The organism is Streptomyces sp. DT224, assembly GCF_049844595.1.
GTDB lineage: Bacteria > Actinomycetota > Actinomycetes > Streptomycetales > Streptomycetaceae > Streptomyces.
In genome coordinates, this window is the sequence record NZ_JBNCLI010000003.1 from 581,775 (window position 1) to 594,373 (window position 12,599).

General features: G+C 68.8%; 13 protein-coding genes, 1 tRNA gene and 1 riboswitch. Of the genes, 7 read left to right on the forward strand and 7 right to left on the reverse strand.

What is annotated here, in order from left to right; genetic code table 11:
- Positions 1–160: 160 nt before the first annotated feature.
- On the forward strand, positions 161–2,554 hold the full coding sequence (locus tag ACLQ2N_RS09910; protein WP_425811129.1) for a transglycosylase domain-containing protein: 2,394 nt from the start codon (positions 161–163) through the stop codon (positions 2,552–2,554).
- Positions 2,555–2,573: 19 nt separating this feature from the next.
- Here ACLQ2N_RS09910 and ACLQ2N_RS09915 read toward each other — a convergent pair whose 3' ends face one another.
- The 3 genes from ACLQ2N_RS09915 to ACLQ2N_RS09925 form a co-directional block, all read right to left on the reverse strand.
- Complete coding sequence (locus ACLQ2N_RS09915) at positions 2,574–2,894, reverse strand: DMT family transporter (protein ID WP_018105629.1); 321 nt, start codon at positions 2,892–2,894, stop codon at positions 2,574–2,576.
- Positions 2,895–2,933: 39 nt separating this feature from the next.
- Positions 2,934–3,003, reverse strand: a riboswitch (guanidine-III (ykkC-III) riboswitch).
- A gap of 53 nt (positions 3,004–3,056) precedes the next feature.
- Complete coding sequence (locus ACLQ2N_RS09920) at positions 3,057–3,395, reverse strand: co-chaperone GroES (protein WP_164399948.1); 339 nt, start codon at positions 3,393–3,395, stop codon at positions 3,057–3,059.
- 43 nt (positions 3,396–3,438) lie between these two features.
- Positions 3,439–3,759, reverse strand: coding sequence for a DUF3618 domain-containing protein (locus ACLQ2N_RS09925; protein ID WP_425811131.1), 321 nt, complete (start codon positions 3,757–3,759; stop codon positions 3,439–3,441).
- Positions 3,760–3,886: 127 nt separating this feature from the next.
- On the opposite strand from ACLQ2N_RS09925, the gene bcp reads away from it, so the two are divergent.
- From bcp to ACLQ2N_RS09945, 4 genes are all read left to right on the forward strand, one after another.
- Positions 3,887–4,354, forward strand: coding sequence for a thioredoxin-dependent thiol peroxidase (gene bcp, locus ACLQ2N_RS09930; RefSeq protein ID WP_425811133.1), 468 nt, complete (start codon positions 3,887–3,889; stop codon positions 4,352–4,354).
- A gap of 172 nt (positions 4,355–4,526) precedes the next feature.
- The gene (gene proP / locus ACLQ2N_RS09935; protein ID WP_425811135.1) at positions 4,527–6,023 is read left to right on the forward strand and encodes a glycine betaine/L-proline transporter ProP; all 1,497 of its coding nucleotides are present in this window, start codon (positions 4,527–4,529) and stop codon (positions 6,021–6,023) included.
- A 160-nt stretch (positions 6,024–6,183) separates the two neighbouring features.
- Entirely contained in the window at positions 6,184–7,215 is a 1,032-nt protein-coding gene (locus ACLQ2N_RS09940) for an HNH endonuclease signature motif containing protein (protein ID WP_425811137.1), read from the forward strand.
- A 12-nt stretch (positions 7,216–7,227) separates the two neighbouring features.
- Positions 7,228–7,310: transfer RNA gene (locus ACLQ2N_RS09945), tRNA-Leu, on the forward strand.
- A 61-nt stretch (positions 7,311–7,371) separates the two neighbouring features.
- On the opposite strand, the gene rdgB is transcribed toward ACLQ2N_RS09945, so the two are convergent.
- From rdgB to ACLQ2N_RS09965, 4 genes are all read right to left on the reverse strand, one after another.
- Positions 7,372–7,974: an RdgB/HAM1 family non-canonical purine NTP pyrophosphatase gene (rdgB, locus tag ACLQ2N_RS09950; protein WP_425811139.1), complete on the reverse strand. Its 603-nt coding sequence runs from the start codon at positions 7,972–7,974 to the stop codon at positions 7,372–7,374.
- A 32-nt stretch (positions 7,975–8,006) separates the two neighbouring features.
- Positions 8,007–8,399, reverse strand: coding sequence for a hypothetical protein (locus tag ACLQ2N_RS09955; protein WP_425811141.1), 393 nt, complete (start codon positions 8,397–8,399; stop codon positions 8,007–8,009).
- Between the two features lie 122 nt (positions 8,400–8,521).
- Positions 8,522–9,259, reverse strand: a complete 738-nt coding sequence (rph, locus tag ACLQ2N_RS09960; RefSeq protein WP_425811143.1) for a ribonuclease PH — start codon at positions 9,257–9,259, stop codon at positions 8,522–8,524.
- Positions 9,260–9,357: 98 nt separating this feature from the next.
- Positions 9,358–9,591: a glucose PTS transporter subunit EIIB gene (locus ACLQ2N_RS09965; RefSeq protein WP_018105617.1), complete on the reverse strand. Its 234-nt coding sequence runs from the start codon at positions 9,589–9,591 to the stop codon at positions 9,358–9,360.
- 223 nt (positions 9,592–9,814) lie between these two features.
- Here ACLQ2N_RS09965 and ACLQ2N_RS09970 point away from each other — a divergent pair, with 223 nt between their 5' ends.
- Together ACLQ2N_RS09970 and ACLQ2N_RS09975 are read left to right on the forward strand one after the other, a co-directional pair.
- Positions 9,815–11,074 carry a PTS transporter subunit EIIC gene (locus ACLQ2N_RS09970; RefSeq protein WP_425811145.1) on the forward strand — a complete coding sequence of 420 codons (1,260 nt, stop codon included), beginning with the start codon at positions 9,815–9,817 and terminating at the stop codon, positions 11,072–11,074.
- Positions 11,075–11,338: 264 nt separating this feature from the next.
- Positions 11,339–12,586: a PTS transporter subunit EIIC gene (locus ACLQ2N_RS09975; RefSeq protein ID WP_425811147.1), complete on the forward strand. Its 1,248-nt coding sequence runs from the start codon at positions 11,339–11,341 to the stop codon at positions 12,584–12,586.
- Positions 12,587–12,599 lie beyond the last annotated feature (13 nt).

The window sequence follows — 12,599 nt, forward strand, 5'->3', positions numbered from 1 at the left end:
CCCGACCGCGGGTGCCGCACCGTGCGTGGACACCAAAGCGCAGAACCCTAGTCCAGCCGGGACGGCCGCCGCGAGCGCTTTTCGGCCGTCGATCCAAGGGATATGCGCCAGAAAAGGGCACTATGGGGGAACTGACCGCGGCCGAGGAGTCTGCACCGACATGAGCGACGAGCCACAGCAGCAGAACGGGGACACCGACCCCCCGGGCTGGGCCCCCAGGGACCTGCCTGCCGACGCCGCCGCCCCCGCCGGTGAAGGCCCGCCCGCAGGCGAGAACACCGGCGCGAAGAAGCCCGGCAGGACCAAGCGCCCCAAGCGCACCGGCTGGCGGCGGCTCATCCCCACCTGGCGCATGGTCCTCGGCGGCGTACTCCTCATCGCCCTGATCCTCATCGGCGGCTTCATCGCCGGCTACCAACTGGTCGACATCCCCGCCGCCAACGCCAAGGCCACCGCCCAGTCCAACGTCTACCTGTACGCCGACGGCACCGTCATCGCCCGCGACGGCGACATCAACCGCGAGAACGTCAAGCTCGCCCAGGTCCCGAGCACCGTCCGGCACGCGGTCCTCGCCGCCGAGGACCGCGACTTCTACTCCGAACGCGCCGTCGACGTCAAAGCGATGTTCCGGGCCGGCTGGAACACCCTCACCGGCAAGGGCAGACAGGGCGGCTCGACCATCACCCAGCAGTACGTCAAGAACTACTACCTGGGTCAGGAACAGACCGTCGTCCGCAAGATCAAGGAATTCTTCATCTCCATCAAGCTCAACCGCGAACAGTCCAAGGACCAGATCCTGGAGGGCTACCTCAACACCAGCTACTTCGGCCGCAACGCCTACGGCATCCAGGCCGCCGCCCAGGGGTACTACGGCAAGGACATCGGCGACGTCACCACCGCCCAGGGCGCGTACCTCGCCTCCCTCCTCAACGCCCCCAGCGCCTACGACGTCGTCGCCTACCCCGAGAACAAGGCCGCCGCCGTCGCCCGCTGGAACTACGTACTGGACGGCATGGTCAAGGAGAAGTGGCTCGACCCCGCCGAGCGCGCCGCGATGACCTTCCCCGTCCCCGGCCCCGTCAAGCCCGCCAACAGCCTCTCCGGACAGCGCGGCTACATCGTCAAGGCCGTCGAGGACTACCTCGTCGGCAACGACATCCTGGACGAGAAGACCCTCGCCACCCGCGGCTACCGCATCACCACCACGCTCCAGCGCAAGAAGCAGGACGCCCTCGTCGAGGCCGTCGAGGACAAGGTCATGTCCAAGACCGACGACGACCGCGCACCCGACCGCAACGTCCGCGTCGGCGGCGCCTCCATCGACCCCGCCAACGGCCACGTCGTCGCCATGTACGGCGGCATCGACTACACCCGCCAGTACGTCAACAACGCGACCCGCCGCGACTACCAGGTCGGCTCCACCTTCAAACCCTTCGTCTTCACCTCCGCCGTCGCCAACGACTCCACCACCCAGGACGGCCGCCGCATCACCCCCAGCACCATCTACGACGGCACCAACAAACGCATGGTCGAAGGCCCCGACGGCCCCACCGGCTACGACCCCGCCAACGAGGACGACCGCAGCTACGGCCCCATCACCGTGTCCACCGCCACCGACAAGTCCGTCAACGCCGTCTACGCCCAGATGGCCGAGGACGTCGGCCCCGAGAAGGTCCGGCGGACCGCCATCGACCTCGGCATCCCCGAGGACACCTCCGACCTCACCCCCACCCCCTCCATCGCCCTCGGCGTCGCCACCGCCAGCGTCCTCGACATGACCGAGGCGTACGCGACCCTCGCCGCCCACGGCAAGCACGGCGCCCACGTCCTGGTCAGCAAGGTCACCAAGGACGGCGAGGACGTCACCCTGCCCGGCCGCACGGTGAAGCAGGCCGTCAGCCGCGAGGCCGCCGACACCACCACGTCGATCCTCCGGAGCGTCGTCGAGGGCGGCACCGGAACCGCCGCCCGGGGCGCGGGCCGCCCCGCAGCCGGAAAGACCGGAACCGCCGAGGAGGACCGGGCCGCCTGGTTCGCCGGCTACACCCCCGACCTCGCCACCGTCATCGCCGTCATGGGCCAGGACCCCGACACCGGCGCCCAGAAGTCCCTCTACGGCGCACTCGGCCTCCCCCGCATCAACGGCGGCGGCGCCCCCGCAGAGACCTGGGCCCAGTACACCGGGGCCGCCCTGAAGGGCACCCCCGCCCCGGACTTCGACCTCGACGTGGAGGAGGCCACGGACGACACCGCGCTGCCCACCGCCGAGTCCACCGCCCCCGGCGACACCGGCCGCCGCACCCCCTCGGCCACCCCCCGCCGCACCCGGTCCACCACCCCGTCCCGGACCCCCTCCGCCCCGCGCAGCACCCCCGGCACCACGGACAACCCGGCCGGAGGCACCGGCGACGGCGGGACGGACACGGGCGGCGCGGACGGGGGCGGGGACGGGGACACCGGCGGCGACGGCGGCGACGAGGGCGCCGACGGCGACGACACCGGCGGCTTCCTCGACGGACCCAAGGGCACACGGGCCCCCAGCACCCGCCCCTGAACCGGGCCCGGTGCGGGCCTCAGTGCCCCGAGGTGGCCTTCAGCCCGACCACCGCCACCAGCAGCAGGCACACGAAGAAGATCCGGGCCGCCGTCACCGGCTCGTGCAGCACCACCATGCCCAGCACCGCGGCACCCGCCGCGCCGATCCCGACCCACACTCCGTACGCCGTACCGATCGGCAGCGTCCGGGCCGCGTGCGACAGCAGCATCATGCTCGCCACGATCCCCAGGCCCGTGAACACGCTCGGCCACAGCCGGGTGAACCCCTCGGTGTACTTCATCCCGATCGACCAGGCCACTTCCAGCAGACCCGCGACAACCAGCAGAACCCACGCCACGACAGCACCTCCGACGAGACAGAACACGCGAACAACACGGGCGCGTCGTCTTTGCGAAACCCGGTACGGCGCGTCTCGTCGGGATCCCTCCACCGTAGCAAAGGACAGGCAAAGAGCCCGGTGACAACCGTCACCGGGCCCTCACACGCCATCCGGCGCCGACTACAGATACAGCCCGGTCGAATCCTCCGACCCCTCGAACCGGTCCGCGGCCACCGCGTGCAGATCGCGCTCACGCATCAGCACGTACGCCACACCCCGCACCTCCACCTCCGCCCGGTCCTCCGGGTCGAACAGCACCCGGTCGCCCGGCTCGACCGTCCGCACGTTCTGCCCCACCGCCACCACCACGGCCCACGCCAGCCGACGGCCGACCGCGGCCGTCGCGGGAATCAGAATGCCGCCGCCGGAACGCCGCTCGCCCTCGGGCGACTCGGACCGGACCAGCACTCGGTCGTGCAGCATCCGGATGGGCAGCTTGTCGTCGCTGTTCTCGCTCACGCCCCGCAACCTACCGGGCGCCGGGCCGCGCCCGCGCGAGGGGTCAGCGCTTGCCGCGCCGCGAGGACACGACCACCAGGCCGACCACGCCCACCGCGAGCAGCGCCGCCGGGATCACGCGCTCCAGTCGGGGGCCGCCCGTCTCCGAGACGAACTGGGCCCGCACGTCCGACACCGCCCGGTTCACCGCCACGTAAGCCCGGCCGGCCGTCCGGTCCACGGTCCCGGCGACCTTCGCCTTCGCGTCACCGATGATCGTCTTCGGGTGCACCCGCACTCCGATCTCATCGAGTACCACCGCAAGCTGCTCGCGCCTGCTGATGATGTCCGCCTCGATCTGCGCAGGGGTCCTGGCATCCGACACCGCGCCGCCTCCGTGGTCCTCGTCCGGTAAACCTTCATCGACAGTCTGTCAGTTCCGCCGCGTCCGCACCCGGCGGCACCCCCATTACGCTCGGCCCCTTAGACCCCACGCACCAACGAGGAGAACCATGAGCGAGCGCCTCACTCCCGGCGACACCGCCCCCGCCTTCACCCTCCCCGACGCCGACGGCAACGACGTCTCGCTCGCGGACCACAAGGGCCGCAAGGTCATCGTCTACTTCTACCCCGCGGCGCTCACCCCCGGCTGCACCAAGCAGGCGTGCGACTTCACGGACAACCTCGACCTGCTCGCCGAGGCCGGCTACGACGTCATCGGGGTCTCCCCGGACAAGCCCGAGAAGCTCGCGAAGTTCCGCGAGAAGGAGAACCTCAAGGTCACACTGGTGGGCGATCCGGCCAAGGAGACCCTTGAGGCGTACGGCGCGTACGGCGAGAAGAAGCTCTACGGCAAAACGGTGACGGGCGTCATCCGGTCCACGGTCGTCGTGGACGAGGAGGGGAAGGTGGCCCACGCCTTCTACAACGTCAAGGCCACCGGCCATGTCGCCAAGATCATCAAGGACCTCAGGATCTGAGGCACGGCCGGCCGTCCACGAGCCGTACGGAACGGTCCGAAACGGGCCATTCACTGAGCCGAATGGCCGAAATCATGTGATGGACATCCCATTCCTTCGCTGAACCGGTTTGCGGCCGCCATGTCCGCGCAGAAGCCTTTCCTGTAACAGTTGCCGAGGAAAGGAACCGGCCATGGCGGCCTCCGACCCCCACCAGGTGGCCGACCCTGAAGCGGTCAAACGCCACCCCGCGCTGTTCCGTGCCATCCGGAAGCGCCAGAACCCCAAGCTGCGGCGCACCGACATCACGGTCACGGACGACCAGGCGGTCAAGCGCGCGGTCAAAGCGGCCTCCCTCGGCAACGCCATGGAGTGGTTCGACTTCGGCATCTACTCCTACCTGGCCGCGACCCTGGGACACGTGTTCTTCCCGTCCGGGAACGACACGACCCAGCTGCTCTCCTCGTTCGCCACCTTCGCGGTCGCCTTCCTCGTCCGCCCCCTGGGCGGCATGTTCTTCGGGCCGATGGGCGACAAGATCGGCCGCAAGAAGGTCCTCGCCCTCACGATGATCCTGATGGCGACCGGCACCTTCGCGATCGGCCTGATCCCCTCCCACGGCACGATCGGCGTCTGGGCCGCGGTCCTGCTGATCTTCTTCCGCATGCTCCAGGGCTTCTCGACGGGCGGCGAGTACGGCGGCGCCTCGACCTTCATCGCGGAGTACGCCCCCGACAAGCGGCGCGGCTTCTTCGGCAGCTTCCTGGAGTTCGGCACACTCGCCGGCTACGTGGGCGCCGCGGGACTGGTGACGCTGCTGTACGCGCTCCTCGACGACACCCAGATGGAGTCCTGGGGCTGGCGGATCCCGTTCCTCGTCGCCGGCCCGCTCGGCCTCGTCGGCCTCTACCTGCGACTGCGCCTGGACGAGACCCCGGCCTTCCAGAAGCTGGAGGGCGGCACGGCGCACGCCACGGAGGCGGCGGACAACGTCGAGACCACGGCCAAGGGCGACCTCGCGAAGATCTTCCGCGACTACTGGCCCACGCTGATCCTCTGCATCTGCCTGGTCGGCGCGTACAACATCACCGACTACATGCTGCTGTCGTACATGCCGACGTACCTCTCCGACGAGCTCGGCTACAGCGAGACGCACGGCCTGCTGATCCTGCTCGGCGTGATGGTCTTCCTCATGCTGATCATCAGCCAGGTCGGCAAGCTCTCCGACCGCTTCGGCCGCAAGCCGCTCCTGATGACGGGCATGCTCGGCTTCCTGATCTTCTCGCTGCCCGCGTTCCTGCTGATCCGCCAGGGCAGCATCCCCGCGATCATCATCGGCATGCTGATGCTGGGCCTCTCCCTGGTCTGCATGCTCGGCACGATGTCGGCGGCGCTCCCGGCCCTGTTCCCGACGAACGTCCGCTACGGCTCGCTCTCGGTGGGCTACAACCTCTCGGCGTCGATCTTCGGCGGTACGACTCCGCTGGTGATCACGGCCCTGATCAGCGTCTCCGGCTCCAACCTGATGCCGGCGTACTACTCGATGGCGGCGGCCCTGGTGGGCGTGATCGCGGTGGCCTGCATGAAGGAGACCGCGAACAAGCCCCTGGCGGGCTCCCCGCCGTCGGTGGAGACGAGCGAGGAGGCCGCGGAACTGGTCGCGGCCCAGACCCCGGACCCGAAGTTCTGACCCTGCGCCCCTGCCACGGCCCGTACGGCTTCCCCTCGAAGCGGTACGGGCCGTTCCGCATCTTGTCGGATATCGGACGTGACGCTCCGATAGTCGGTTCGTTACTCCGTACGAGGGCCGCGAACGGACGGCCGGAGCGGTTCTGAAGTGGGGCAGGAACATGTCTGACGTGTACGAGCGGCAACGGCTCGCCGATGCTGTCGCAGAGGCGACGAACTGGACGGACCTCATGCGTAGGCTCGGGCTCAAAACGAGCGGCGGCCAGCGCCGCGTACTCCAGGAGAAGGTGTCTGGACACCTGCTGGACACCAGCCACTTCACGAAGCGCAGTCCATGGCGAAAGTACCCGGACGCGGCAATCGCCGAGGCCGTCGCATCGTCCTCGTCACTACGTGAGGTCGTGGTCAAACTCGGCGCACCACCGGCGACCGGCACGCTGTCTCACATAGGCCGCCGCATCACGGCGGCGGGCATCGATGTCAGCCACTTCCCCGGCATGAACCGCCCACAGCTGGACCTGATCTTCACCACGGAGGAACTGCGGGCCGCAGCACTGACCGCCGACAGCGTGCGCGGGGTGGCCAGAAACCTGGAAATGAGCGACGACAGCCAGTCGCGCTCGGCTCTGGCGGCCCTGCTCCGCAGACGAGGCATCGACACTTCGCACTTCCGGAGGGCACGCCTTTCCATCCCGGAGGCAGCGCTGAGGAAAGCCATTCCGGACGCAACAAGCTACGCGGACGTCGTACGCGCGCTCGGCCTTGAGGTCCAAGACACGAATCACCGCCGCGTGCGACGCGCGGTTCTCCGACTGGAGCTCGACACGAGCCACTTCAGGCGTCGTCCTTGGTCAGCGCAACAGGCAGCCAAGCCCAAGGCGGTCGCGCCGACGACCTTGGTTGTCAGACCGCCGGGGTCGGCACGCGTGAACAGGGAGAGGCTTCACCGCGTCCTACAGGAGATCGGTGTCGCCTACCGCTGCACGTCCTGTGGCAACCGGGGCCGGTGGATGAAGCAAACCTGCACGCTTCAGATCGACCACATCAACGGTGACTGGCTCGACAACCGAGCTGAGAACCTGCGCTATCTGTGCCCCAACTGCCACACACTCACCGAGACATGGTGCCGCAACCGACGTCCCAAGGAGACGAGCTCGCCCCAAACCCTCGGGTCGACGGCACGTCCCTTGTAGACTGCCGGGGAAGCGCGAGTGCTGGAATTGGTAGTCAGGCTGGTTTTAGGTACCAGTGCCCTAGCGGCGTGAGGGTTCGAGTCCCTCCTCGCGTACCCCCTCGGCAGGCCCGACTCGCTCAGCGGCGAGTCGGGCCTGCCGCATTCACAAAATGCGTCACCCCACCAGCTCCCGTACCACCGGCACCAGTGCCCGGAACGCCTTGCCGCGGTGGCTGATCGCGTTCTTCTCCGCCGGGGTCAGTTCCGCGCAGGTGCGCGTCTCGCCGTCCGGCTGGAGGATCGGGTCGTAGCCGAAGCCGTAGTCGCCGGCGGGGGCGTGGCGGAGGGTGCCGGTGAGGCGGCCCTCGACCACGCGTTCCGTGCCGTCCGGGAGGGCCAGCGCGGCGGCGCAGGCGAAGTGGGCGGCGCGGTGCGGGGCGTCGATGTCGGAGAGCTGGGCGAGGAGCAGGTCCAGGTTGGCGCTGTCGTCGCCGTGGGTGCCGCACCAGCGGGCCGAGAAGATGCCGGGCGCGCCGCCGAGGACGTCCACGCAGAGGCCGGAGTCGTCCGCGATCGCGGGATGACCGGTGGCCTGCGCGAGGGCGTGGGCCTTGAGCAGGGCGTTCTCGGCGAAGGTGACGCCGGTCTCCTTGACGTCGGGGACCTCCGGATACGCGTCGGCGCCGACGAGCTCGTGCGTGAGGCCGGCGTCGGCGAGGATCGCGTGGAGTTCGGTGATCTTCCCGGCGCTGCGGGTGGCGAGGATGAGGCGGGTCATGGGACCAGTATCGCCGGGCCCGCCCCACCGGCTCACGGCGTGCAGACCTTGGCGATCTCGCCGGCGGCGTCGGTGACCGGGGTGATGTCCGGGGTCGCGTCGCCCTTGTCGATGGCGTCCTGGACGTTGGTGACGCCGGAGCGGAGGTCGTCCACGGCCTTGGAGAGGTCGGCGTCGTCCGTCTTGTCGCCGAGGTTGCCCAGCTCCTCCTGGATCTGGTCCAGGGCCTCGGACGCCTGGGTGGGGTCACTGGAGGCGTTGGAGACGGCCTGGCGGAGGTTGTCGACGCTGGTGGCGATGGCGTCGGCGGTGCGCACGCAGTCGAGCGTCTTGTCGAGGGCGCCGCAGCCCGCCGCCGCAGTGGCGGTGATGAGTACGGCGGTGACGGCCAGTGCGGTGCGGTGGAGCCGGTGGCGCGCGGGCATGGTGTGGTCCCTCCCCGGGGTGCGGATACGCGGACGGGCGCACGGTTCGATCCGTGCGCCCGTATGCGTATCGACGCCGCTGGGCGGGACTTGGTTGCCTCTTTACCTTCTCGGTTTCGCCGTCAGGCGCCGAGCGTGGTGGCCAGGGCCTCGTTCTGGAGCTTGGCGAGGTCGACGCACCCGGCGGTGGCGAGGTCGAGGAGCGCGTCCAGCTCCGTACGGTCGAAGGGTGCGGCCTCGGCGGTGCCCTGGACCTCCACGAAGCGGCCGTCGCCGGTGCAGACGACGTTCATGTCGGTCTCGGCGCGGACGTCCTCCTCGTAGCAGAGGTCGAGGAGCGGGGTGCCGTCCACGATGCCGACGCTGATGGCGGCGACGGTGCCGGTCAGCGGCTTGCGGCCGTGCTTGATGATCTTCTTGCCCTGGGCCCAGGCGACGGCGTCGGCGAGGGCGACGTAGGCGCCGGTGATGGCGGCCGTGCGGGTGCCGCCGTCGGCCTGGAGGACGTCGCAGTCCAGGACGATGGTGTTCTCGCCGAGGGCCTTGTAGTCGATGACGGCGCGCAGGGAGCGGCCGATGAGCCGGCTGATCTCGTGGGTCCGGCCGCCGATCTTGCCCCGTACGGATTCGCGGTCGCCGCGGGTGTTGGTGGAGCGGGGCAGCATCGAGTACTCGGCGGTGACCCAGCCTTCGCCGCTGCCCTTGCGCCAGCGCGGTACGCCTTCGGTGACGGAGGCGGTGCAGAAGACTCTGGTGTCGCCGAAGGAGATGAGCACGGAACCTTCGGCGTGCTTGCTCCATCCGCGTTCGATGGTGACGGGACGGAGCTGGTCGGCGGTGCGGCCGTCGATACGAGACATGGCGCCGAGCCTATCGGGTGGCGGGGGTCTCGATTTCCGGGTGCGCCGCAGGCCCCGCCCGGGGTGGGCGGGGCCTGCGGGGCGGGTTCAGGCGGTGGTCACATCATGTCTTCGATGTCGGCCGCGATCGGGTCCGCGTCGGTGCCGATGACGACCTGGATCGCGGTGCCCATCTTGACGACGCCGTGGGCGCCGGCGGCCTTGAGCGCGGCTTCGTCGACCTTGCTCGGGTCGACGACCTCGGTGCGCAGGCGCGTGATGCAGCCCTCGACCTCTTCGATGTTCTCGATTCCGCCGAGCCCGGCGACGATCTTCTCAGCCTTGCTGGCCATGGCCTTCTCCCTGGTTCCTCATGTGTGTGCGACGGCCCACCATGGGTCCGTTTCGTCACGGTAACGCACGGTTGGCCCAACTTCTCGGGCGGGCAACCGCACGGTCCCCAATGATGACGATCACCGGCGCCCCGCCTTCCGGGCCGGGCTCCGCACCGTATCGCGACTGGTCTACACCAGTATGCGACGACCGCCAAACCAGGCGTGTTCCGGGAGGATGCCGATGAGTTCGAACGCGGCCGCGCTACCGCAGCGGAAGTGGTGGAACGGGCCGGTCCAGGGCCTGCAGAAGGTCGGCCGCAGCCTGCAGCTGCCGGTGGCGGTCCTGCCCGCGGCGGGCCTCCTGGTCAGCCTCGGCAATCTCTTCGACTCCTCCCTGCACGGACGCTTCTGGGACAAGTTCGCGAAGGTCCTCCTCAACGGTGGAACCGCGATCCTCGACGGCGAGCTGGGCCTGCCGCTGCTCTTCTGCATCGGCGTCGCGATCGGGTTCGCGAAAAAGGCGGACGGCTCGACCGCGCTCGCCGCGGTGGCCGGCTTCCTGGTCTACCGGGGGGTGCTGACGGCGTTCCCGGTGGACGGTTCGGTGACCAAGGACGTCCCGGAGGGGCTGCCGCAGAATCCGGGCGTGCTGGGCGGGATCATCATCGGGCTGCTGACCGCCGTGGTCTGGCAGCGCTACCACCGCACCAAGCTGGTCGACTGGCTCGGTTTCTTCAACGGCCGCCGGCTGGTCCCGATCCTGATGGCGTTCCTCTGCGTGATCCTGGGCGTGTTGTTCGGGCTGCTGTGGCAGCCGGTGGGTGACGCGCTGACCTCGTTCGCCAAACAGCTGATCGACCTGGGCGCCTGGGGTGCGGCGATCTTCGGTTTCGCCAACCGGCTGCTGATCCCCATCGGCATGCACCAGTTCCTGAACACGTTCTTCTGGTTCCAGGCGGGCGAGTTCACCGGGAGTGACGGCGGCACCGTCCAGGGCGACATCTCCCGGTTCTTCGCCGGGGACCCGTCGGCCGGGCAGTTCACCTCGGGCTTCTTCCCGATCATGATGTTCGGGCTGCCCGCGGCGGCGCTGGCCATCGCGCACACCGCGCGGCCGGAGCGGCGCAAGGAGGTGGCGGGGCTGATGCTGTCGGTCGCGCTGACGTCGTTCGTGACGGGTGTGACGGAGCCGCTGGAGTTCTCGTTCCTCTTCGTGGCGCCTCTGCTGTACGGGGTGCACGCGATCCTGACCGGTGTGTCGATGGGCGTGACCTGGGCGCTGGGCGTGCACGCGGGGTTCAGCTTCTCGGCGGGTCTGATCGACTACGTCGTCAACTGGCACCTGGATACGAAACCGTGGCTGATCATGCCCATCGGCGCCTGCTTCGCGGTGATCTATTACGTGATCTTCCGGTTCGCGATCACGAAGTTCAACCTGCCGACCCCGGGCCGCGAGCCCGAGGACGTGGAGGAGGACATCGAAAGGAACCTCACGAAGTAGCCTTTACGCAAGGTCACTGACCTTGTGAGCGGGCCCCCGGACCAGTTCGGTCCGGGGGCTTTTCGCATGTCACGGTGCGTACGCGGGGGCTGCTGTGAAGTAGTCGCAAATTGCAGGTTCCTTATCTAACCCTCACCGTGCTACAACTGGTCTACACCACTCAGTGGTCCAGACCACGTGAAGCCGCGCGCGTCACGTTTCTCGAGTCGTCGCCCACCCCAATTCCCCTGTCCCCGGCGGCGCCTTGCTTACTGGAGGAAGTTGATGAGTACGGCCACCGCTACGGCGGCCCCCGCGAAGAAGCGGGGCTCCGGCCTGTTCCAGGGCCTGCAGAAGGTGGGTCGCAGCCTGCAGCTGCCGATCGCGGTGCTGCCGGCAGCCGGTCTCATGGTCCGGCTGGGCCAGCCGGACGTGTTCGGCGCCGACGGGCTCGGGTGGGACAAGGTCGCAGCCGTCTTCGGCAACGCCGGCGGCGCGATCACCGGTTCCCTGCCGATCCTGTTCTGCGTGGGCGTCGCGATCGGGTTCGCGAAGAAGTCGGACGGCTCGACCGCTCTCGCCGCCCTCGTGGGATTCCTGGTCTACAGCAAGGTGCTTCAGGCGTTCCCGGTCACCGAGGCCGTGATCCAGAAGGGCGCGGACACCGCCGCGACCTACAACGACCCCGGCGTCTTCGGCGGCATCATCATGGGTCTGCTCTCCGCGGTCCTGTGGCAGCGGTACCACCGCAAGAAGCTGGTCGACTGGCTCGGCTTCTTCAACGGCCGCCGCCTGGTCCCGATCATCATGGCCTTCGTCGGCGTCATCGTCGGTGTCTTCTTCGGCCTGATCTGGGAGCCGATCGGTGACGGCATATCCAACTTCGGCGAGTGGATGACCGGTCTCGGCTCCGGCGGCGCCGCGCTCTTCGGCCTGATCAACCGCGCGCTGATCCCGATCGGCATGCACCAGTTCGTGAACACGGTCGCCTGGTTCCAGCTCGGTGACTTCACCAACGCCGCCGGCGAGGTCGTCCACGGTGACATCCCGCGCTTCCTGGCCGACGACCCGACCGCCGGTATGTTCCAGTCCGGCTTCTTCCCGATCATGATGTTCGGCCTCCCGGCCGCCGCGATCGCCATCGCGCACTGCGCCCGCCCCGAGCGCCGCAAGGCCGTGATGGGCATGATGGTCTCCCTGGCGCTGACCTCGTTCGTCACCGGCGTGACCGAGCCGATCGAGTTCTCGTTCATGTTCATCGCACCGGTCCTGTACGTGCTGCACGCCGTGCTGACCGCTGCCGCGATGGCCGTCACCTGGGGGCTGGGCGTCCACGCCGGCTTCAACTTCTCGGCCGGGTTCATCGACTACGCGCTGAACTGGACCCACGCCACCAAGCCCTGGATGATCATCCCGATCGGCCTGGTCTTCGCGGCGATCTACTACGTGACGTTCCGCTTCGCGATCACCAAGTTCAACCTCACCACCCCGGGCCGTGAGCCCGAGGAGGAGATCGAGGACCTGACCAAGTAGGTCCGGCCCGACA